Origin of the sequence: Psychroserpens luteus (assembly GCF_015319355.1) — a bacterium.
Lineage (GTDB): Bacteria > Bacteroidota > Bacteroidia > Flavobacteriales > Flavobacteriaceae > Psychroserpens > Psychroserpens luteus.
Genome location: NZ_JADILU010000005.1, coordinates 18,933 through 40,306, shown reverse-complemented (window position 1 = coordinate 40,306; position 21,374 = coordinate 18,933). Strand labels below are relative to the sequence as shown.

The 21,374-nt window shown below is 32.6% G+C and carries 24 protein-coding genes; 22 read left to right on the top strand and 2 right to left on the bottom strand.

Annotated features, from left to right (window positions below; genetic code table 11):
- The first annotated feature begins 16 nt into the window (after window positions 1–16).
- The 7 genes from gcvH (at window position 17) to IM744_RS12325 (ending at window position 5,982) form a co-directional block, all read left to right on the top strand.
- A complete protein-coding gene (gene gcvH / locus IM744_RS12355) occupies window positions 17–397 on the top strand; it encodes a glycine cleavage system protein GcvH (RefSeq protein ID WP_194508462.1) in 381 nt (126 codons plus the stop codon).
- Window positions 369–746 carry a VanZ family protein gene (locus IM744_RS12350; protein WP_194508461.1) on the top strand — a complete coding sequence of 126 codons (378 nt, stop codon included), beginning with the start codon at window positions 369–371 and terminating at the stop codon, window positions 744–746. The genes gcvH and IM744_RS12350 overlap by 29 nt, the downstream gene beginning before the upstream one ends.
- 69 nt (window positions 747–815) lie before the next feature.
- Window positions 816–1,541, top strand: coding sequence for an energy transducer TonB (locus IM744_RS12345; RefSeq protein ID WP_194508460.1), 726 nt, complete (start codon window positions 816–818; stop codon window positions 1,539–1,541).
- Window positions 1,542–1,657: 116 nt separating this feature from the next.
- Window positions 1,658–2,449 carry an energy transducer TonB gene (locus IM744_RS12340; protein ID WP_194508459.1) on the top strand — a complete coding sequence of 264 codons (792 nt, stop codon included), beginning with the start codon at window positions 1,658–1,660 and terminating at the stop codon, window positions 2,447–2,449.
- Window positions 2,450–2,586: 137 nt separating this feature from the next.
- On the top strand, window positions 2,587–4,698 hold the full coding sequence (locus tag IM744_RS12335) for a gliding motility protein RemB (protein WP_194508458.1): 2,112 nt from the start codon (window positions 2,587–2,589) through the stop codon (window positions 4,696–4,698).
- Between the two features lie 102 nt (window positions 4,699–4,800).
- On the top strand, window positions 4,801–5,286 hold the full coding sequence (locus IM744_RS12330) for a hypothetical protein (protein ID WP_194508457.1): 486 nt from the start codon (window positions 4,801–4,803) through the stop codon (window positions 5,284–5,286).
- A gap of 48 nt (window positions 5,287–5,334) precedes the next feature.
- Window positions 5,335–5,982, top strand: a complete 648-nt coding sequence (locus tag IM744_RS12325) for a hypothetical protein (protein ID WP_194508456.1) — start codon at window positions 5,335–5,337, stop codon at window positions 5,980–5,982.
- A 27-nt stretch (window positions 5,983–6,009) separates the two neighbouring features.
- On the opposite strand, the gene IM744_RS12320 is transcribed toward IM744_RS12325, so the two are convergent.
- Window positions 6,010–6,894, bottom strand: coding sequence for an MBL fold metallo-hydrolase (locus IM744_RS12320; RefSeq protein WP_194508455.1), 885 nt, complete (start codon window positions 6,892–6,894; stop codon window positions 6,010–6,012).
- A 127-nt stretch (window positions 6,895–7,021) separates the two neighbouring features.
- Here IM744_RS12320 and cyoE point away from each other — a divergent pair, with 127 nt between their 5' ends.
- From cyoE to tsaB, 15 genes are all read left to right on the top strand, one after another.
- A complete protein-coding gene (cyoE, locus tag IM744_RS12315) occupies window positions 7,022–7,915 on the top strand; it encodes a heme o synthase (RefSeq protein WP_206694494.1) in 894 nt (297 codons plus the stop codon).
- Window position 7,916: 1 nt separating this feature from the next.
- Window positions 7,917–8,498, top strand: coding sequence for a cytochrome c oxidase subunit 3 (locus IM744_RS12310; protein WP_194508454.1), 582 nt, complete (start codon window positions 7,917–7,919; stop codon window positions 8,496–8,498).
- Between the two features lie 138 nt (window positions 8,499–8,636).
- On the top strand, window positions 8,637–9,614 hold the full coding sequence (locus tag IM744_RS12305; RefSeq protein ID WP_194508453.1) for a cytochrome c oxidase subunit 3: 978 nt from the start codon (window positions 8,637–8,639) through the stop codon (window positions 9,612–9,614).
- A gap of 19 nt (window positions 9,615–9,633) precedes the next feature.
- Window positions 9,634–10,074, top strand: a complete 441-nt coding sequence (locus tag IM744_RS12300; protein ID WP_194508452.1) for a cytochrome C oxidase subunit IV family protein — start codon at window positions 9,634–9,636, stop codon at window positions 10,072–10,074.
- 68 nt (window positions 10,075–10,142) lie between these two features.
- Window positions 10,143–10,856 carry a hypothetical protein gene (locus IM744_RS12295; protein ID WP_194508451.1) on the top strand — a complete coding sequence of 238 codons (714 nt, stop codon included), beginning with the start codon at window positions 10,143–10,145 and terminating at the stop codon, window positions 10,854–10,856.
- Window positions 10,857–10,922: 66 nt separating this feature from the next.
- Complete coding sequence (locus IM744_RS12290) at window positions 10,923–11,678, top strand: SCO family protein (protein ID WP_194508450.1); 756 nt, start codon at window positions 10,923–10,925, stop codon at window positions 11,676–11,678.
- A 13-nt stretch (window positions 11,679–11,691) separates the two neighbouring features.
- Window positions 11,692–12,231: a DUF420 domain-containing protein gene (locus tag IM744_RS12285; protein WP_194508783.1), complete on the top strand. Its 540-nt coding sequence runs from the start codon at window positions 11,692–11,694 to the stop codon at window positions 12,229–12,231.
- 3 nt (window positions 12,232–12,234) lie between these two features.
- A complete protein-coding gene (locus tag IM744_RS12280; protein ID WP_194508449.1) occupies window positions 12,235–12,462 on the top strand; it encodes a hypothetical protein in 228 nt (75 codons plus the stop codon).
- A gap of 134 nt (window positions 12,463–12,596) precedes the next feature.
- Window positions 12,597–13,334, top strand: coding sequence for an ABC transporter ATP-binding protein (locus IM744_RS12275; protein ID WP_194508448.1), 738 nt, complete (start codon window positions 12,597–12,599; stop codon window positions 13,332–13,334).
- Entirely contained in the window at window positions 13,327–14,571 is a 1,245-nt protein-coding gene (locus tag IM744_RS12270; protein ID WP_194508447.1) for an ABC transporter permease, read from the top strand. Before IM744_RS12275 ends, IM744_RS12270 begins: the two co-directional genes overlap by 8 nt.
- A 1-nt stretch (window position 14,572) precedes the next feature.
- Entirely contained in the window at window positions 14,573–15,832 is a 1,260-nt protein-coding gene (locus tag IM744_RS12265; RefSeq protein WP_194508446.1) for an ABC transporter permease, read from the top strand.
- Window positions 15,833–15,866: 34 nt separating this feature from the next.
- Window positions 15,867–17,024, top strand: a complete 1,158-nt coding sequence (locus tag IM744_RS12260; RefSeq protein ID WP_194508445.1) for an efflux RND transporter periplasmic adaptor subunit — start codon at window positions 15,867–15,869, stop codon at window positions 17,022–17,024.
- Between the two features lie 55 nt (window positions 17,025–17,079).
- Entirely contained in the window at window positions 17,080–18,522 is a 1,443-nt protein-coding gene (locus IM744_RS12255) for a TolC family protein (RefSeq protein WP_194508444.1), read from the top strand.
- 3 nt (window positions 18,523–18,525) lie between these two features.
- Complete coding sequence (locus tag IM744_RS12250; protein ID WP_194508443.1) at window positions 18,526–19,830, top strand: efflux RND transporter periplasmic adaptor subunit; 1,305 nt, start codon at window positions 18,526–18,528, stop codon at window positions 19,828–19,830.
- 26 nt (window positions 19,831–19,856) lie between these two features.
- Window positions 19,857–20,534, top strand: a complete 678-nt coding sequence (gene tsaB, locus IM744_RS12245; RefSeq protein ID WP_194508442.1) for a tRNA (adenosine(37)-N6)-threonylcarbamoyltransferase complex dimerization subunit type 1 TsaB — start codon at window positions 19,857–19,859, stop codon at window positions 20,532–20,534.
- Here tsaB and IM744_RS12240 read toward each other — a convergent pair.
- Window positions 20,531–21,343, bottom strand: a complete 813-nt coding sequence (locus tag IM744_RS12240) for a mechanosensitive ion channel family protein (protein ID WP_194508441.1) — start codon at window positions 21,341–21,343, stop codon at window positions 20,531–20,533. The genes tsaB and IM744_RS12240 overlap by 4 nt on opposite strands.
- Window positions 21,344–21,374: the final 31 nt, after the last annotated feature.

The following is a 21,374-nucleotide window of genomic DNA, read 5'->3' as shown; positions in this document are numbered from 1 at the left end:
AATATTAATTAAAAAGATGAATATACCATCAGATTTAAAATATACCAAAGATCACGAGTGGATCAAAATAGAAGGTGATACAGCTACAGTAGGCATTACAGATTTTGCGCAAGGAGAACTTGGTGATATCGTTTATGTAGAAGTTGAAACCGTTGATGAAACTTTAGATGTTGAAGAGATTTTTGGTACAGTAGAAGCAGTTAAAACCGTTTCAGATTTATTTTTACCATTATCTGGAGAAATTTCTGAGTTTAACGAAAACTTAGAAGACGAGCCAGAAAAAGTAAACACAGATCCTTATGGTGACGGTTGGATGATAAAAATTAAATTCTCTGATGCTTCAGAAATTGACAATCTATTATCTGCTGATGATTACAAAGCTCTTATTGGTGCTTAAAAAATGGGCATTACCTGTTTTAGTTTTATATGTAGTAGCATTAACTATTGGTAGCTTAGCTCATGTAGGAGGTATTCCTAGTTTAGGATCATCTTTTGATGATAAAATTTACCATTTTACAGCTTATTTTTTGTTTACAATTTTAGTGTACAATTATTGTAGAACAGTTAAATTGACTCATGTCATTCTCATATCTGCAATAAGTGTAATTATTTATGGCATTATTATTGAAGTATTGCAACAAGTATTGACATCATATAGAACATTAGATGTTTACGATGCTTTAGCTAATACTTTAGGTGTTGTCTTTGCATCACTTATGATTACATTTAGAAATAAACAAAGTTAAAATGAATTAATAGCTTGCTTTTTTAACAAATATTTGGTTAATTTAGCATTCAGAAAACCTTTTAAGAACATGGAACCTAAAAAGAATATTAAAGCAGATGTAAGTAGAAACAGTTCACTGTATTTTGCAGTGGGTATGGCCTTGATGTTAGGCATTACTTATTTGACTATAAATTTAAGAACTTACGAAAAGGAAGTTATTGATATTGGTCAATTAGATTTAGAAGCTCTTGAAGAAGAGGATATTCCTATTACAGATCAAAAAATTGTTCCACCACCACCACCACCTCCACCACCAGTAGTGCCAGAGGAAATTGAAATTGTGGAAGATGAAAAAGAAATTGAAGAAACAGTAATTGAATCTACAGAAACAGATCAAACAGAAGAAATCGTAGAGGTTGAAGAAATTGAGGTTGAGGAAGTAGAAGAAGATATAGATGTTCCTTTTAACGTTATTGAAAATGTGCCAATTTTTCCAGGTTGTGAAAATGAAAAAGGAAACAATGCTAAGAAGCAATGTATGTCTGATAAGATTAGCAAGTTTGTAAACAAGAAATTTGATACAGATTTAGCTAGTGAATTAGGATTATCTGGAAGACAACGTATCAACGTGATCTTCAAAATTGATAAAACAGGAAACATTGTTGGGATCCAAGCTAGAGCTCCACATCCAGGTCTTGAGAAAGAGGCTAAGCGAGTTATTGGTTTATTACCAAAAATGAAACCAGGTAAGCAAAGAGGGAAGCCAGTAAATGTACCTTACTCTTTACCAATTTTATTCCAAGTACAAGACTAGATATAAAATAGCATATCATAAAATTTCAAAATCCCATCTAATTAATTAGATGGGATTTTTACTTTGGTATGCTTATTGTGATTTAAACATAATATTAACATTTTAAATCAAATATTATGAAAGATTTTAACAAATCGCACGATATTGCTGGTCAGAGCAATATAAACGTGCAAAAATCACACAAGCACGATGCAAATTTACAAAAAAACTCATCGTTGTATTTTCAAATCGGACTCATTCTTTGTCTTTTAGGGACTTACGCTTTGTTTGAGATGAAGTTTGAAACTAAAGATTTTAAGGTCGCTCTTTTAGAACCTTTAAATACTGATGACTACACCGTTGATGTGCCACCTTTTGTTGTGGAGCCAGATGCGCCAAAACAACAACCAGTCAAAAAAGTAAGAAAACAAGTTATTACAAGTACCATTAAAATTGTTGATGATCTAGACAAAACTCCTCCTGTAGATATTGTTACAACACCTATTGTTGTTTCAAAGCCTTTAAATCCAGATACGATAGGGAAGAATGAGAAACCAGTGGAGATTCCAGAAGTTTTCGATTTAAGAGGTGTTGAAATCGTACCAGTATATCCTGGTTGCGAGAAAATGACAAGTAATAGCGAGCGTATTAAATGCATGAATGAGAAAATCACAAAGTTAGTACAACGTAAATTTGATACTGATCTTGCTGGAGAATTAGGATTATCTGGTACACAGCGTATCAATGTTCAGTTTAAAATTGATAAAAATGGTAATGTTACAGAAATCTTGACTAGAGCACCACACCCAAGCTTAGAAAAAGAAGCAGAACGTGTGACTAATAAAATTCCTAAAATGGAACCAGGACTTCAAAGAAAACAACCGGTTTCGGTTATTTATAATCTTCCTATTGTATTTAGAGTGAATTAAAATTTCACATTTCCGAAGAAAAAATTAAAGCGATCTAGAGCTAACTATAGTTTTAGATCGCTTTTTTATGAGAAATGGTATGACTTCAATTTTGAAAAAAACAGTATCTTTCGCACAAATAATGTTGTACTTGCTATATGAAGAATCGTTTCTTACTTGTGTTTTTATTTGTTTTTGGTTTTATAACTGCGCAAGAGGTTTCAAGTTTTGAAAAATCACCAGTATTTCCTGAGTGTGAATCGCAACCTATTGACGAATTGAAGGTGTGTTTCAATAATAAAATCAATGCGTTTATTTTTAAGGAATTTAAAGTTCCACAAATAGTCAATGATGATAGTTATAAAGGTGAAATTAAAGTGCTTTTTGAGGTTGATAAAGAAGGAGAGATTTCAGTTTTATATATAGATGCAGTTTATGACGAACTCAAAGAGGAAACAAAACGTATTTTTGATTCTTTGCCAAAAATAACTCCTGGAACTTACAACGGGAAACCAACATTTTATCAATATTCACTGGGTATAAAAATACCTTTAATTGATCCTTCGGAAATTCAAACCCAACAAGCAAAAGCAAAAACCATAGACCTATCAACTGCTGCAAATTTAAATGCAGACGTTAGCGATGAATATAAAAACGTTAAGGATAGTATTGTTAAATATGAAAAGCTAGAATATAGTAGTCAGTTAAATATCCCGTTTACACATAATTACTATTCGAGATTCGACCAAGAAATGAATGGTCTGGGAACCAATAGTCATACAGCAGCAAAACCATTTACTTACGATGAAGTTTCAGCATATTATGATTTTAAAGCCGAAAAAGAAGCCTTAGTTAAGGGAAGCGAAAGTTGGTGGAGTAGAAAATTATGGAACGAGCATTTAGTTGAAGTTCAAGGTAAAGATTATTGGTTTACAGTAGATCCTATTTTCGATTTACAAGTTGGTAAAGATACCGAAGCAGATTTCAGTTCTACGTACAATAACACAAGAGGAATTTTCATTCAAGGAGGTTTGGGTAAAAAGTTTAATTTCACGACCTCCATTTACGAGAGTCAAGGTCGCTTTGCGCAATATTTCAATGAGTATGCTGTAAGTTTAAGCGCTGAAGGAAACGAGCCAATCGTACCAGGAAGAGGATTATCAAAATTATTTAAAGATGGCGGATTTGACTATCCAGTTGCTGAAGCTTATTTATCCTATTCGCCAGCAAAATTCATCAACGTTCAATTTGGACACGGTAAGAATTTTATAGGTGATGGTTATAGATCGTTATTTCAAGGTGATGCGACAAGCCCTTATCCATTTTTAAAATTGAACACAAAATTCTGGAAAATAAAATACACGAACACTTGGATGTGGTTGAGAGATGTAAGACCAGAAGTTACAGAGGATGGTGCATTTTTGACAAAATACATGGCAAACCACTATTTGAGTTGGAATGTTACCAAACGTTTAAATATAGGTTTATTCGAGTCTGTGCTATGGGCAAATGACAATGATAGAGGATTTGATATTAATTATTTGAATCCGGTGATTTTTTATAGAGCCATTGAGTTTTCTACAGGACAAGATGCTGGTAATGCTATTTTAGGAGCATCTGCAAAGTATAAATGGAATAACAAAGTAAATCTCTACGGACAATTTATTCTAGATGAATTTGCAATTAATGATGTCACAGCAGGAGATAAGAGTTGGAGAAATAAGTTTGGTTACCAATTAGGTGTTAAATATTTTGATGCCTTTAAAGTTGACAACTTATTACTTCAATTTGAATATAACAGAGTGCGACCTTATACATACTCTCACAATTCTATTGTATTAAATTATGCACATAACAACCAACCTATGGCGCATCTTTGGGGAGCAAATTTTAGCGAAGCGATTTTAATAGGTCGTTACAACTATAAACGTTGGTTTGGTGATGCTAAATTTATCTTAGGGAAACGAGGCTTTGATTTCAATGATGGTACTGATAATTTTAACTACGGAAGCAATATTTATAGAACCGAAGTAGATCGTAATGCAAACAGTGGAATTACAGTTGGGCAAGGAAACACAACAAATGTTTTTCAGGCAGATTTAGGAGGTGGCTATGTTATTAATCCTGCAACCAATATGAGATTGTTTACCAACATCACATTTAGAAATTATAATCCAGAAGCTGATACTGCTGCTGCTTTAAATACAAGTACTACTTGGTTTACAGTAGGAGTGAGAACAGATTTATTTAATTGGTATAATGATTTTTAGATCTTAAATGATTAAGAGTTTGATGATTTATAGATGATATTGCTGTAATGTCAACTTATATAAAATTAATGTAAATTTAAATTTTGAAAAATAAATAAGATTATGAAATACTTTAAGACCCTTGCAATACTTTTCTTTACTTCAGTTCTCTTTTTTTATAGCTGTAATGATAAAACTAAATCAACAAAAGAAGATACTACACCTGCAGTAGAAGTTTCTGACACGCCAAAAACGCCAGCTGTAACTCCAACTCCACCTACTAAAGAGCCTGCTCAAAATGCAAGTGGTGTTTGGCATTATACCTGTAGAATAGGTTGTCCTGGAGGTGCTGGATCAGCAGTTAAGTGTGAAACTTGTGGAAATATTTTAGCCCATAACACGACTTATCATTCAAATACTAATAGTACGCCAAATTCTGCTCCTTTTGCGACTCCTGCAGCTCCTCCTGCTGCGACTCCCGAGCCAGCTCAAAATGCTGCTGGAGTATGGCATTATACGTGTTCAAAAGGACATGCTGGTGGAGCTGGATCTGCAGTTGCTTGTGGCACATGTAGTACTACCTTGACTCATAATACCGCTTATCATTAGCAGCTTGAAGTTCTTGCTAATAGAATAAAATTTTTAAAACAATACAAAATGAATTTACAAAAACTACTCTTTGCAAGTGCCTTATTAATATCAAGCGCAATATGTTATGGACAAGACTATTTTGTGGTTGAAAAAGACACAACTTTTTGTAGTAATTTAGAATTTGGAACTACTGGTCAAGGTTATTTAAAATCTTTACGATATACAGATAAAAACGGTAAAGCTATTGTTATTGAAGGTCGCAAAGTCGTACCAAATGTTATTACATTTTACAGACAAGAGGTAACTATTGATAAAATTCCTCAAAAAGCCGATAAGCCTAAAAGTTATGTGAGATATACCGAACGACTTATAGATGGCACATTAAAAATATACGAAAGATATCCTACGGGAATGGGAGCACATTCATATCGTACTAATGCACCAAATCCATTGACGATGAATAATAGTACGATGTCTCGTAATCAAAATGGTTCTATGCAAACCTCTAGTGGTCGTGCAGGAATTTATAAATTCTTTCTAAAACTTCCTGATGGTACTTACTATAAAATAAACAGTAAGAAGAATATGAAGAAATATATTGTGCCTTACTTAAAAGAATGTGAGGCTTTTGCAAACCAATATAAAGGCGACTACAGTAATGATAGAGATCTTTTTATTGAAATGATAGAATTGTATAATTCTGTTTGTAAATAGATTAGGTGATATAGGTGTTGAATTAGTTTAATTTTTCAAACTTAAATAAAAAGTCCGTCTAATTTTTTCAGAATTAATAAACCCAGTCCCATAATCTAAATCGTCATAAGTTTTAGTGAGCGTTGCATCTTTAGCAACCTCGTCTTCGGTTTTACCTGTTTTTATGGCTTCGGAAATTTTAGATTTCAAATCTTCAAGCATTTTAAGAAAGCTTTGATATTCTTCTTTATTAGATAAATTACCATGTCCAGGAATGACTTTGGTATCATCATCAATAAGTTGAAGTCCGAGTTTTACTGCTTTAATATAACCATCAACACTTCCACCAGAATCTAAATCTATATAAGGATAGCGACCTTTAAAGTAGGTGTCTCCTGTATGCAACACATTGCTTTCTGTAAAATATAGAAGTGCGTCACCATCGGTATGTGCATGTTCTACATGAAAAACACCAATTTTCTCTCCATTGATATGTAGGCTCAGCTCATCGTTAAAGGTAATAATTGGTAAAGCTGCTTTAGCTTCCGAAGAACCATCACGTTTTGGAGTCGTTTCTAAACGCTGTCTCACATTATCATGAGCAATAATGGTTGCACCTAATTTTTGCATGTTTTCGTTTCCGCCTGTATGATCACCATGATGATGCGTGTTTACTAAAAACTTAATGTCTTTATCGCTTAACGCTTTCATTGCTGTATGTATTTTTTCTGAAAGTGGCGCAAATTGATCATCAATTACAAAAACACCATCGTCTCCTATAGAAACACCAATATTACCACCAGCTCCAATTAGCATGTACACATGATCAGCAACTTTTATGGTTTCAATTTCAACCTTGTCAAAACGTTGTGCGTTGGCAATATTTCCGAAGAAAAAAAAGATAATAATAGAGAGCGTAAATAAATATTTCATGGGTGTTCGGTTTTAATAAGAGTCTGATAAAGATACTTAAACTTACAATGCTATTAATTAATCCTATTTTGAATTGTCCAAAACCTTTTTTAAAAGTATCTTTGCAAACGCAATAAAATCTCTGGTATTGAGTACTGTAAAATCTTCTGTAAACCAAGTGTCTTTAATTTCCGATTTTAAGGAAATTACTAAAATGAGACTATCTCTAAGTGTCGTATTTTCTGCACTTGCTGGTTATTTGCTTGGTGCTATTGAAGTAGATTTTTACACATTAACTTTATTGGCTTTTGGTGGTTATTTTATGGTTGGTGCTTCTAATGCATTTAATCAAATTATTGAAAAAGATTTGGATGTGTTAATGGATCGCACTAAAGACCGTCCAATTCCTGCAGGTAGAATGAGTGTGCGTTCTGCATTTATTATTGCAACAATCTTCACCATTTTAGGGCTGACGGTTCTTTATATTATTAATGAGCGCACTGCAATGTATGGTGCTATTTCAATATTTCTTTATACTTGTGTGTATACGCCTTTAAAAACAAAAACACCGTTATCTGTTTTTGTTGGTGCTATTCCTGGTGCAATTCCATTTATGTTAGGTTGGGTTGCAGCAAGAAATGAATTTGGGATTGAACCAGGAACTTTATTCGCTTTACAATTTTTCTGGCAATTCCCGCACTTTTGGGCTATTGGTTGGTTTTTATTTGATGATTATGAAAAAGGTGGTTTCTATATGTTGCCAACTAGAAAACGAGATAAAGGTACAGCAGTACAGGTGATTATGTATACGATTTGGATGATACTCATATCTATAGTACCTGTATTTGGTGTAACTGGAGATTTGAAATTATCTATAGTAGCAGCTGTTATTGTATTGTTACTAGGACTAGTCATGCTGTATTATGCTTTTGAATTATTTAAAAAGAGAACTGCAAAAGCAGCCAAACAATTGATGCTCTCAAGCGTGATCTATATATCACTCATACAAATTGTTTACGTTGCAGATAAATTTATAAGATAGAATGGATTTAACCGAAGGAACATTAGTAGAAAAAAACAATAGAGCCAAGCGCATGATGCTTTGGTTTGGGATTGGTTCGTTAATCATGTCCTTTGCAGGATTAACAAGTGCTGTCTTAGTGAGTAGAAAACGTGAGGATTGGATGCATGATTTTGTATTGCCTCAGGCGTTTTTAATAAGTTGTGTACTTATTTTGATAAGTAGCTTCACTTTTATTCTAGCAAAAAAAGCGATAAAAGACAGTAATAGAAGTTTAGCAACAACGATGTTGTTATTAACTTTTGGGTTAGGAGTCGCTTTTATAATTTGTCAATTTGAAGGTTTTAAACAAATAATAGCTTTTGGTTATTATTTTACGGGAGAAACCTCTAATGTGACCATGAGTTTTATCTATGTTATTGCATTCGCTCACATTTTGCACGTTGCAGTAGGATTAATCTCAATATTGGTCGTAATTTATAATCATTTTAAACAAAAATATACAGCTACCAATATGCTAGGCATGCAGCTTTCTGCAACCTTTTGGCATTTTGTAGATATACTGTGGTTATTCTTGTTTTTATTTTTAACATATTTCGTTTAATTTTTCAATCATTTTTATAAGCTAAAACTCTCTAACTAGTCTAGTAAAGACCTATGTTTTGAATTTTTAGAATTTGATGTTTTTTTACATAGATAAAATGATTATTTTTGTGCAACTTTTAATAACTAAATGCTTTATATGGATACTACAGTAGCAAATACTGGATCAGAAGGCAAAACTTGGGGTGGTGGTAATGATCCACTAAAAGCAAGTTATGGTAAAATGATGATGTGGTTTTTTATCGTGTCTGATGCTTTAACATTTTCTGGATTTTTAGCAGCTTATGGATTTTCACGTTTTAAATTTATTGGTTCTTGGCCAATAGCGGATGAGGTGTTTACACACGTTCCGTTTTTTCATGGAAATTACCCAATGATTTATGTCGCTTTTATGACATTTGTCTTAATTATGTCATCTGTAACAATGGTATTAGCTGTTGATGCTGGTCATCACATGAATAAAACCAAAGTTACTTGGTATATGTTTTTAACCATTATAGGTGGTTTAATATTCGTTGGCTCACAAGCTTGGGAATGGGGAACATTTATTAAAGGTGAGTATGGAGCAGTACAAACTAAAGGTGGAAATATTCTTCAATTAGTAGATAATACTGGTCATAGAGTTGCTATAAGTGATATCGCAATAGATGCTCATGGAGAACGTGTAGAGCATGAACGTAAAAACGGACTTTGGTTTGTTGATGAAGGTGCATTGCCAATGTACACTGTTGATGAAGTTTATAACGGTTTAGTCGCTAATCCTGATGTTGTAGTAAGAACACAGATTATCAACGAAGAAGGTCATAAAACGGTATTATCAAGAGAAGAATCACTTTCTAAGTTAAAGAGAGAAGGTGTTTTAGTTGTTCAAGGTGCTAACCTACATGTTAACGAATATGGAACATCTCTATTTGCAGATTTCTTTTTCTTTATTACAGGTTTTCACGGTTTTCACGTATTCTCTGGAGTTGTAATTAATATCATCATTTTCTTTAATGTTATTCTTGGTACTTACGAGAGAAGAGGAAGCTATGAAATGGTTGAAAAAGTTGGATTATATTGGCACTTTGTCGATTTAGTATGGGTATTTGTATTCACATTCTTCTACCTAGTTTAATTAAGAATAAAATTTTAAGATGGCACACGAACATAAATTAGCAATATTTAGAGGTACCGTTAAGTTTAAATCAAACATTCAAAAAATTTGGGGTGTTTTAATATTCTTGACTATCATCACAGCAATAGAAGTTATATTAGGTATTTATAAACCAAGCATGTTTATGCATACATGGATGACTCCTTTTGAAGGAGGATTCTTTGCAACTTTAGGAAACATTATATTTTCTCCTATTGTTTACATGAAACCTTTAAACTTAATATTTATACTATTAACATTAGTAAAGGCATATTACATAACATGGGATTTCATGCACATGAGAGATGAGACTAAAGCGTTAAGACGTATGGTGGTTTGGACAGGTGTGTTCTTGGTTTGTTATCTTATATTTATCCTATTACAAGAAGGAGGATATATACAAGGTGTCTATGAAAACGGTTATGTTAAAAGAGATTTTTAACACAATATCATCATTATAAAGTATAGTAAAAGACGGTTTTTTAAACCGTCTTTTTTTATTTTTGCACTATGAAGAAAAGCAACATTAAACGCAATCTAGTATTAGGCATCTTATTCCTTTTGCCTGTAGCATTTTTATTGATGCTTTATCCATCTACTCACAACTATAATCCTTTAGATATTGTAGATGAAAGTGTGTCAGATTTTGAATTGTTTACATCAAATTCTGAAACTGAAATTCTTTTTAAAGATCACATTACTATTGTTGGTTTCCTCGGAAATGAGCCAGAAAAACAAAGTATAGCTGCTTCAAACCTTAAAGAACTAGTTTACGATAAGTTTAAAGGCTTTAAGAAATTTCAAATAGTAATCGTTCTACCAAAAGGCTCAGAAGCTAGAGCAGAGCAACTTCAAAAAGAAATTAATAATTATGACGATATGCGTTTTTGGCATTATGTTTTTGGACAGCCAAACGATATTAAAAAAGTATTTAATAGTTTGAAAACTGAAGAATCTTTAGATGCTAACCTGTTTTCAGATCACGTTTTTATTGTAGATAAAGATGTAAATCAACGTGGACGATTAGATGATAGAACAGATAAGGAGAAAGAAAAGAAAGAATCAACTTATCCTTTATATTCTTACGACTGCATAGAAGTTGCCGAAATAAAAAATAAAATGAGTGACGACTTAAGAATTTTACTTACAGAGTATCGCCAAAAACGTAAGGGTGAGTTTGATTCGTCAACACGACGAGCAGAAGATTTAAAAGGAACTAATTAATCAAAATAGATTCCTTTCCTTAATTGGGCTTTGGAATTTTATATTTGAAATTTGACTTAATATATTATGAGTACAAAAAAAACAAATTATTCTTACATAGGGATTGCACTTATTCTTTTGGTCTTCGGAATTATTTTTGTCCCGAAGATAATAGATCGAATTAAAGCAGGAGATATCATTAGAGCAGAAAGTAGATCAAAAAACGTATCTACAAATGCTGAAGGTTTTGTTTCAGATTTAATGTATCTAGAGATTAATGGAGAAGCTAAAAAAGTGCCACCATTCTCTTTTGTAGATCACCTAGGGAATACGATTACCAATAAGGATTACGAAGGTAAAGTCTATATCGTAGAATTTTTCTTCACAACTTGTCCTACAATTTGTCCAAGAATGAATAGAAACTTAGTTCAAATTCAAAATACATTCTCAGATTTTGAAGATTTTGGAGTGGCTTCTTTTACTATAAATCCAGAAACTGATACACAAGAAGTACTTAAGGAGTATGCAGTAAAATATGGAATTACAAATCCTAATTGGCATTTAATGACAGGAAGTCAAGAAGCTATTTATGAATTATCAAACATAGGTTTTAATATTTATGCTGCTGCAAATCCTGAGGTTGATGGCGGATTTGAACATTCAGGAAATTTCGCGCTCATAGATAAAAACGGATTTATGCGCTCAAGAAAAGATGACTTTGGGAATCCTAAAATTTTCTATAAAGGTATTGTTTCAGAAGAAGAGAAAGTTGACGAAGATGGAGAAACGGAAGAAATAAGTATGCTTAAAGTCGATATCTCTAAACTATTAAAAGAAGATTGATATAATGAGCGTTATAGAAAACCCTTCCGAAGAAAAAAAATATAATAAGTGGATAGTCGTTTTGGCTATTGTGATTCCTGTTGTAGTTGCTATTTTGTCAAGAGTAAAATTGCAAGATTTTGGTATTGAAGTAGAGCCTTTGACGTTTTTACCTCCAATTTATGCAACAATTAATGGGATGACAGCATTTGTATTAATCTTTGCAGTCATTGCAATTAAAAAGAAAAATAGAATGCTTCATGAGCGTCTTATGAAACTAGCTATTACATTATCGGTTGCATTTTTAGTTATGTATGTTGCCTATCACATGACGAGTGACTCTACAAAATTTGGTGGAGTAGGTGTAGTAAAATATGTGTACTATTTTATTTTACTTACACACATATTACTATCAATCATAATCATTCCTTTTGTTTTAATCACTTATGTAAGAGCGATTACTAATAATTTTGAGCGACATAAAAAAATTGCAAGAATCACATTTCCATTGTGGTTGTATGTGGCAATAACTGGAGTTATAGTCTATGTGATGATTTCTCCATATTACATTTAAATCATGAAGCAGAAACTCATCTTTTCTCTTTTTTCTATACTCTTTTTTCTAAAAGGTAACGCTCAATGTGCCATGTGCAGAGCTGTCTTAGAAAGTGAAGAAGGACAATCTACTGCACAAGGTGTTAATGATGGCATCATGTATTTAATGGCAATTCCTTATTTATTGGTAGCTGGTATTGGGTTTATGGTTTATTGGAAATTCTTCCGTGAAAAAAAAGAAATCAAATAATTTCTACTAAAATTGTAACAATCTTGATATTTATACGTCTTATGTATATCAATCAATAATCTAATTCTTAACAAATACTTAGCATAAACCATTTAGCGTTTTGATTAAGTTTGTAAGAATTAACCAATCATATTATGATTCAAATCAAGGATTTACACAAGTCTTACCACATGGGAAGCAATTCGCTTCATGTTTTAAAGGGTATCAATTTTGACGTAAAACAAGGAGAACTTGTCTCTATTATGGGTTCATCTGGATCTGGAAAATCAACACTACTTAATATTCTAGGTATGTTAGATGAGGCAGATGAAGGTCAATACATCCTTGATAATGTGCCTATCAAAAACTTAAATGAAAAAATAGCTGCAAAGTATAGAAATGAATTTCTTGGCTTTATTTTTCAATCCTTTAATCTTATCAACTACAAAAGTGCATTAGATAATGTGTCTATGCCATTATATTATAAAGGTGTAAAACGAAAAGAACGCACAGAGAGAGCAATGCACTATTTAGAGAAAGTTGGTTTGGCACAATGGTCGCATCACTTACCAAGTGAGTTGTCTGGTGGTCAAAAACAACGAGTAGCAATTGCAAGAGCATTAGCAAGTGATCCAAAAGTTTTATTAGCAGATGAACCAACAGGTGCATTAGATACCAAGACCTCTTATGAAGTTATGGAACTCATCCAAGGAATTAATGATGAAGGGAAAACTATTTTGGTAGTTACTCACGAACATGATATTGCACAAATGACAAAACGTATTGTTAATCTTAAAGACGGATTAATTATTGACGATAGTCCAGTTGAGCAAATTAGAGCTTCAGAGCAAATTAGACTTTCAGAGCAATTAAAAGATTCTCAACATGTTTGATATAGAACGTTGGCAAGAAATCTTTGAGACGTTAAGCAAAAATAAATTGCGAACGTTCTTGACAGGACTTTCTGTAGCTTCTGGGATTTTTATTTTGGTCGTACTTCTTGGTTTTAGCAAAGGAATAGAAAATGGTGTAAAATCTCAGTTTGAGCAAGATGCTACAAATTTAATTACAGTTTGGACAGGTGTGACTACAAAAGGCTATAAAGGCTTAAATCCTGGTCGTTACATTCAAATGAAGAATGATAATTTCGAACTTATTTCTCAAAAATATGAAGACAATATAGAGTATGAAACATCTTTATATGCAATTTGGGGAGCTGAAGTAGCTTATAAAAACGAAACAGGAAATTATCGTGTAAGAGGCGCAATGCCAGATCATCAATTTATTGAAAATGCAGAAATAGAGTCTGGACGATTTGTGAATCAATCAGATTTAAAAGAAAATAGAAAAGTTGCAGTAATTGGTCGCAAATTAAAACAGGACTTATTTAAGGATGAAGACCCAATAGATAAAAACATTTCAATTTTTGGAATGAACTTTAAAGTCATTGGTGTTTTTATTGATCCGGGAGGAGAACGCGAAGAGCAGCAGGCTTATATTCCGTTAACAACATCGCAAAAAGTATTTAATGCAGGAGATAACATTAGAAACATGTTGTTTACTATAAAGATGTCAGATAATTTTGATGAAGCTGTTGCCTTGTCTCAAAATATGGCAAATGCTATTGAAAGTGAATTAAAGGTAATGCATACTGTTGCACCAGACGATACTAGTGCTGTACGCGTTTTTAATACTCTGGAAGAAGCAAAACAAATCTATTCTTTAATAGCAACCATACAAGCAGTTTTTTGGTTTGTAGGTATTGGTACTATCATTGCAGGAATTGTAGGTGTTGGTAATATCATGCTCATTATTGTAAAAGAACGAACCAAAGAAATAGGAATTAGAAAAGCATTAGGAGCAATGCCAATGTCTATTGTTAGCATGATTTTACAAGAGGCTGTTTTTGTAACTATGTTTTCGGGATTATTTGGATTAATCTTTGGTCTTGGTTTATTAGAACTCGTAGGACCTATGATTGATAGCGATTTTATTAAATACCCTCAAGTTGATTTTAATATTGCATTAACTACAGTGTTTTTATTAGTTTTTGCTGGAGCTTTAGCAGGATTTATTCCAGCGTATAGAGCAGCAAAAATAAAACCTATTGTAGCACTAAGAGACGAATAATATGTTTAACAGAGACCGTTGGGACGAAATATTAGAAGCTTTAAATGCAAATAAGTTCAGAACTTTTTTGACTGCATTTGGTGTGTTTTGGGGAATTACAATTTTAGTACTGTTGTTGGCTTTAACTAACGGACTTAAAAATGGAGTTACTGCAGATTTTGGTGACTTCGCAACCAACTCCATGTTCATGTGGACGCAAGGCACATCTAAACCATATAAAGGTTTGCCTAAAGGACGTTACTTTAACTACAAAATTGGTGATGTCGCAGCTATAAAATCTGAAATTCCAAATATTAAATATGTATCGCCAAGAAATCAATTAGGTGGTTATAATGGAGCGAATAATGTAGTAAGAGGAACAAAAACAGGCGCATTTGAAATCTATGGTGATTATCCTGAATATATAAAGCAGCAACCTATGGATATTATTCAAGGTCGTTTTATTAGTTATTCAGATATAGAATCTAAACGTAAAATTTGCGTTATAGGAACTGGTGTAGAACGTGGACTTTATGATAAGGGAGAAGATATATTAGGCACATACGTTAAAATTAATGGCGTTAACTTTTTAGTGGTTGGAACGTTTAAAATGAGTAATAGTCAAGGTGATGGTGAGCAAGAAGCGAGTACTATTTATATTCCATTTACTACGTTTGGACAAGCATTTAATAGAGGGGAAAGTGTAGGTTGGATGGCAATTACTGCAGAGGATGGAACAAGTATCACAACCCTCAAGCAACAAATATTTGACTTAATGAAGTCAAGGCATACAGTGGCTCCAGATGATGATCGCGCTATTGGTCATTTTGACCTTTCAGAACAATTTGAGCGCGTTAATGGCTTGTTTTCAATATTAACAATTGTAGGCTATTTTGTAGGTGCTTTGGTGCTTATGTCTGGAATTATTGGGATTAGTAACATTATGCTTATTGTTGTAAAAGAGCGTACTAAAGAAATTGGTGTAAGACGTGCATTAGGTGCTTCACCATGGATGATTAAATCCCAGATTTTACAAGAAAGTTTAATATTAACGATTTTATCAGGAATGGTTGGGATTTCATTTGCAGCATTTGCGATTTGGGTTATGAATACCATTTTAGATAATGCAGGACCTGTAGAAAATTTTGCAAACCCAAGTGTGAGTATGCAAGTGGTGTTTACAGCTTTAATCATATTAGTAGTATCTGGAGTTTTAGCAGGATTAATTCCAGCTAATAGTGCAACAAAGATGAAACCTGTAGATGCTTTAAGAATAGAATAAGATAAATCAAAATAAATTATATAATCATCAACCAATGAAAAGAACTAAAACTATAATTTTATTAATATTAATCGTCGTCATTTTTGGAGGCGCATTATATTATTTATGGCAAAAAAATCAGGAGGATCCTATAAAGTATACTTCAGAAAGCCCAACTGAACAAACCATAGTCGTTAAAACAGTAGCGACTGGGAGTATTGTTCCGAAGGAAGAAATATTAATAAAGCCAAACATCTCTGGAGTTATCGAAAAAGTGTTTATCGAGGCTGGAGAATATGTTGAGCAAGGGGATTTAATCGCTCAAATTAGAGTAATTCCTAATGTGTCATCATTAACTAGTGCAAAAAATAATATTGCGTCAAATCAAACAGCATTTCAAACAGCTAAGATTAATTTGCAAACACAGCAATCTAATTATGATAGACAAAAAGCGCTATTTGAAAAAGGAGTGATTTCTGCAAACGATTTTGAAGGTGTTAAAAACACGTATTTACAGACGAAACAATCTGTTGAGCAAGCAAGAATCAATGTGAACTCTGCAAACCAGAATTATGATATTATTAAAACTGGAACAACAAGCGGATTAGGAAATATTGCGCAAACTCAGGTGAGAGCAACGGTTTCTGGGATGGTTTTAGATGTTCCTGTTAAAGCAGGTAATCAAGTTATTGAAGCTAATAATTTTAATGAAGGAACGTCTATTGCTTCTTTAGCAGATGTGAAACAAATGATTTTTGAAGGTAAAGTTGATGAAAGTGAAGTTGGAAAAATAAAAGAAGGTTTACCATTAGAAATTACTGTTGGAGCTATTGAGGATCAAAAATTTGATGCTATCTTAGATTATATTGCTCCAAAAGGTGTAGCAGAGAATGGCGCGATTCAATTTGAAATTAAAGGATCACTTAAAAAAATGGACTCTACTTTTATTAGAGCTGGATTAAGTGCTAACGCATCTATTATTTTAGAAAAGGCAGAAAAAGTTCTTGCCATTAGAGAGGCATTAGTTCAATATGATGATGATACTAAAAAACCTTATGTTGAAATCGAAACTGGAGATCAACAATTTGAAAGAAAAGATGTGGAATTAGGTATTAGCGATGGTATCTTTGTAGAAGTAAAAAGTGGTATTAACAAAGACGATAAAATTAAAGTTTGGAATCAAATACAAGGGATGCCAGATTACGCTCAATAAAAATTTCAGCATTTAGTGTAACACTTTAATAATTATAGATACTTATAGATTAATTATGAAAAAAATAGTCAGCATATTAATTGTTTTAATAACAATAAGCTCTCAAGCTCAGAATAAAAAATGGACACTTATTGAGTGTGTTCAGTATGCTTTAGAAAATAATATTTCAGTAAAGCAAAGTGAATTAGACATCGCAATTGCAGATATAGATGAACTTACAGCAAAGGGGAATTTTATGCCTAGTTTAAATGCTGGTGCAGGAGTTTCAGAAAATACAGGACTTAGTTTTAATCCTGTAACCAATAATGCTCAAACAGAAACATTTTTATCTGCTAGCGGAAATATAAATGTAGGTTATACATTATTTGATGGTCTTAGGAATATAAGAACACTACATCGCGCAAAAATATCTAAATTGGCAAGTCAATATCGTTTAGATAAAATGAAAGATGATATTTCTCTTTTTGTTGCGAATGGTTATCTTCAAGTTATTTTAAATAAAGCGAACTTAGAAGTTCTACAATCTCAAAATGCAGTAACTCAAGAACAAATTGATAGAACTACTCAATTGGTTGAAGCTGGTTCTTTACCAAGAGGTGATTTATTAGAAATTAAAGCTATTGATGCTAGTGAGAAACAAAATATTGTAAATGCAGAAAATGCGATTCAGATTACGTTGATAAATCTTGCTCAATTACTTTTGATTAAAGATTATGAGACATTTGATATTGAAGATGAGGGCTATGATGTAGTTGATGGAGGTATCGCAGATAAAGATATTTCTGAAATTCTAGCAAAAGCAAAAGAATCACGATCTGAGATAAAAATAGCAGAGCAAAATGTTGAGTTAGCAAAAAAAGATGTGCAAATAGCTAAGGGAGCAAATCTTCCAACATTATCTGCCTTTTTTGGTTACAATACAAGGTTTACCAATACATCATCTTTTATACAACAAGTAGATCCTGATAACCCAACATCTATTCAGCAAATTGGTGTTGTTGAAGCTACGGGACAATCAGTTGTTGGTGAATTTCCAAATACTATTTTACAAGAAGTTGGAGCAGATCCTTTTATAGATCAGTTATCACTTAATGATGGTATTGGATATGGACTTAACTTGAGTATTCCTATTTTTAATGGGTTTGCAACTAAAGGAAGCATAAAGCGAAGTAAAATTAATTTACAACGTACTGAATATCAATTAGAGCAAGCAGAATTAGATTTAGAATCTACTGTATATCAAGCTTACGTTGATGCTAAAGGTTCTTTAAAATCTTATGAAGCTGCAGTATTATCTTTAGAGTCTCAAGAATTGGCTTATGATTATGCTAAAGAACGTTATGACGTTGGATTAACAAATGCATTTGATTTTAGTCAATCTAAACAAAGATTTGACAACGCAAAAATAGAAGTTAATCGTGCTAAATACGATTATATATTTAAGTTGAAGGTTCTCGAATTATACTTCGGAATACCAGCAACAGAATTAAAGTTTTAAAAAATGACTAAAAGAACTAAAATTATTCTCGGAATTGTTGTCTTGATTCTTCTTGCTTTGGTTGCAGGAAAATCAATGGGAATGTTCGGTAAAAAAGGAAACATCAAAGAGGTAGAATTTAAAACAGTAGCTTTATTAGATATTGTTGAAACAGTTTCTGCTACAGGTAAAATACAACCTGAAATTGAAGTTAAAATATCAAGTGAGGTTTCTGGAGAAATTTTAGATCTTCCGTTCAAAGAAGGACAACAGGTTAAAAAAGGAGATCTTTTAGTTAGGGTTAATCCAGATTTAATTCAGTCTGCAGTAAGTAGATCACAAGCATCTTACCAAAATGTAAAAGCAGGATTGCAACAAGCAGATGCATCACTAAAAGAAGCAAAAGCAAATTATAATAGGAGCAAGTCTCTTTTTGAAAGAGGTGTGATTTCAAAAGCAGATTGGGATGGAGCTATTGCAGCTTTTGAGACAGCTACAGCATCAAGAAGTTCTGCTTATTATAGTGTGCAAAGTGCAGCAGCAACCGTTAATGAAGCTAAAGATAATTTAGGGAGAACAACAATTTATGCACCTATGAGTGGTACAATTTCTTTGCTTAATGTAGAATTAGGTGAGCGTGTTGTTGGGACTCAACAAATGGCTGGTACAGAAATCTTAAGAGTTGCTAACCTTAATAATATGGAAGTTGAGGTTGATGTTAATGAGAATGATATTGTAAAAGTACAAATTGGGGATTCTACAATTGTTGAAGTTGATGCGTATTTAAAAAAGGAATTTAAAGGCGTTGTTACAGAAATAGCAAACTCTGCAGCGAGTGCATTAACAGCAGATCAAGTCACAAATTTTAGAGTTAAAGTAAGAATTTTAGAAGAATCTTATGCAGATTTATTAGAAGGTAAACCAGAAAGTTATTCGCCTTTTAGACCAGGAATGACAGCAACAGTAGATATTATTACAAACAAACGTAACAACTCTATTGCAGTTCCTATTAGTTCGATTGTGATTAAAACAGAGTCAGAAATGACCGAAAAGAAAACAGACAGTAAAACATCAGATTCCGAAGAAATAAAAACTGAAGATGAAGAAAAATTTGAATGTGTTTTTGTTAATGATAACGGTGTCGCTAAACTAGAAAAAGTTAAAACCGGTATTCAAGACGATACAAATATTGAAATTATATCTGGTTTATCTGAAGGTGTAGAGATTATTACAGGACCATACAATATGGTGTCTAAAACACTTAAGCCAGGAGATAAAATAGAAAAAAAAGGTGATAAAACTAAAAAAGAAGAATCTACAGAAGAGTAGTTCTCAACTTTAATCAAACCATCGTAATGCCTATAATATTAAGCATAGAAACATCTACAACAAATTGTTCAGTCTCTCTTTCAAAACAAGGAGAGACTTTAGTTTTAAAAGAAGATAACAACAGTAATTATTCTCATGCAGAATCCTTACATGTATTTATTGATGATGTTTTAAAAACTGCCAAAATAAATAAAACTCAAATCGATGCCATTGCAGTTAGTAAAGGACCTGGTTCTTACACTGGCTTACGTATTGGAGTATCTGCAGCAAAAGGCTTATGTTATGCGCTTGATAAGCCATTAATTTCTATATCTACGCTTCATGCTTTAGCACATCAGGTTGATGCACAAGAAGGCGTCATTGTACCTATGTTAGATGCAAGACGTATGGAGGTTTACTCTGCGATATATGATTGTGAATTTAATTTACTTAGGGAAATTGAGGCGCAAATACTTGATGAATTATCATTTAAGAAGGAATTAGAAAGCGGTAAGGTTTTTTTCGTCGGAAATGGAACTGAAAAAACAAAAGCTTTGCTATCTCATGATAATGCAATTTATGTAGATAATAAATTACCATCTGCAAATGAAATGAGCGCTTTGGCTTATGCTAAATATAAAATAGGCGACATCGAGGATGTCGCCTATTTTGAACCTTTTTATTTAAAAGATTTTATTGCTTTAAAACCTAAGCCTAAATCTTAGCCTTGTTTTTGTATTTCAACAGCATGTGGATAAGGTATTTCTATACCAGCTGCATCTAATGCTTCTTTGGTTTGTTCTGTAACATCAAAGAATACAGTCCAATAATCTGCAGTATTACACCATGGTCTTACTACAAAATTTATTGAGCTATCTGCAAGTTCAGATACTGCTATTGTTGGAGCAGGATCCTTCAATATTAATGGATGTGCATCTAAAACACTTTTAAAAACATTTTTAGTTTGTTTGATGTCACTATCATAACCAACGCCAAATACTAAATCTACTCTACGAGTACCTTCAGTAGAAAAATTAATTATATTTCCATTAGAAAGCGCTGCATTAGGTATAATAATCTCTCTGTTTGAAAGTCCAGTAAGTTTAGTCGTGAAAATTTCAATTTCTTTTACAACACCAACTTCACCTTGAGCTTCAATTAAATCACCTATTTTAATAGGTTTAAAAATCATAAGTAAAACACCTCCTGCAAAATTACCAAGAGAACCTTGTAATGCTAAGCCAATGGCTAAACCAGCTGCTGCTAAAACTGCTGCAAATGAAGTCGTCTCAATACCAAGAGTACCTAAAATTACTATAATGAGAACAATCTTTAAGACCCATCCAACAAGATTTAAAAGAAATTTTTGAAGACTTGGGTCAAATTCTCTTTTGTTCATTGTCTTTCTTACACCTTTGATTAGGGTTTTTATAACCCATGAACCAATAATCCATATAGCAATAGCTGCTATTACTTTAGGACCAAAATCAACGATGATTTCATAACCTTTGTCTATCCATTCTTGTAAATCCATAATATAATTTTTAATTAGAGTATAATATTAA

Coding starts and splice junctions, on each gene's coding strand:
- IM744_RS12305 (WP_194508453.1), top strand. CDS start 8,637: ATGGATACTACAGTAGCAAATACTGGATCAGAAGGCAAAACTTGGGGT.
- IM744_RS12280 (WP_194508449.1), top strand. CDS start 12,235: ATGAAGCAGAAACTCATCTTTTCTCTTTTTTCTATACTCTTTTTTCTA.
- IM744_RS12255 (WP_194508444.1), top strand. CDS start 17,080: ATGAAAAAAATAGTCAGCATATTAATTGTTTTAATAACAATAAGCTCT.
- tsaB (WP_194508442.1), top strand. CDS start 19,857: ATGCCTATAATATTAAGCATAGAAACATCTACAACAAATTGTTCAGTC.
- IM744_RS12350 (WP_194508461.1), top strand. CDS start 369: ATGATTACAAAGCTCTTATTGGTGCTTAAAAAATGGGCATTACCTGTT.
- IM744_RS12310 (WP_194508454.1), top strand. CDS start 7,917: ATGGATTTAACCGAAGGAACATTAGTAGAAAAAAACAATAGAGCCAAG.
- IM744_RS12275 (WP_194508448.1), top strand. CDS start 12,597: ATGATTCAAATCAAGGATTTACACAAGTCTTACCACATGGGAAGCAAT.
- IM744_RS12265 (WP_194508446.1), top strand. CDS start 14,573: ATGTTTAACAGAGACCGTTGGGACGAAATATTAGAAGCTTTAAATGCA.
- IM744_RS12260 (WP_194508445.1), top strand. CDS start 15,867: ATGAAAAGAACTAAAACTATAATTTTATTAATATTAATCGTCGTCATT.
- IM744_RS12250 (WP_194508443.1), top strand. CDS start 18,526: ATGACTAAAAGAACTAAAATTATTCTCGGAATTGTTGTCTTGATTCTT.
- IM744_RS12300 (WP_194508452.1), top strand. CDS start 9,634: ATGGCACACGAACATAAATTAGCAATATTTAGAGGTACCGTTAAGTTT.
- IM744_RS12240 (WP_194508441.1), bottom strand. CDS start 21,343: ATGGATTTACAAGAATGGATAGACAAAGGTTATGAAATCATCGTTGAT.
- IM744_RS12340 (WP_194508459.1), top strand. CDS start 1,658: ATGAAAGATTTTAACAAATCGCACGATATTGCTGGTCAGAGCAATATA.
- IM744_RS12290 (WP_194508450.1), top strand. CDS start 10,923: ATGAGTACAAAAAAAACAAATTATTCTTACATAGGGATTGCACTTATT.
- IM744_RS12295 (WP_194508451.1), top strand. CDS start 10,143: ATGAAGAAAAGCAACATTAAACGCAATCTAGTATTAGGCATCTTATTC.
- IM744_RS12325 (WP_194508456.1), top strand. CDS start 5,335: ATGAATTTACAAAAACTACTCTTTGCAAGTGCCTTATTAATATCAAGC.
- IM744_RS12270 (WP_194508447.1), top strand. CDS start 13,327: ATGTTTGATATAGAACGTTGGCAAGAAATCTTTGAGACGTTAAGCAAA.
- IM744_RS12345 (WP_194508460.1), top strand. CDS start 816: ATGGAACCTAAAAAGAATATTAAAGCAGATGTAAGTAGAAACAGTTCA.
- gcvH (WP_194508462.1), top strand. CDS start 17: ATGAATATACCATCAGATTTAAAATATACCAAAGATCACGAGTGGATC.
- IM744_RS12320 (WP_194508455.1), bottom strand. CDS start 6,894: ATGAAATATTTATTTACGCTCTCTATTATTATCTTTTTTTTCTTCGGA.
- IM744_RS12335 (WP_194508458.1), top strand. CDS start 2,587: ATGAAGAATCGTTTCTTACTTGTGTTTTTATTTGTTTTTGGTTTTATA.
- IM744_RS12330 (WP_194508457.1), top strand. CDS start 4,801: ATGAAATACTTTAAGACCCTTGCAATACTTTTCTTTACTTCAGTTCTC.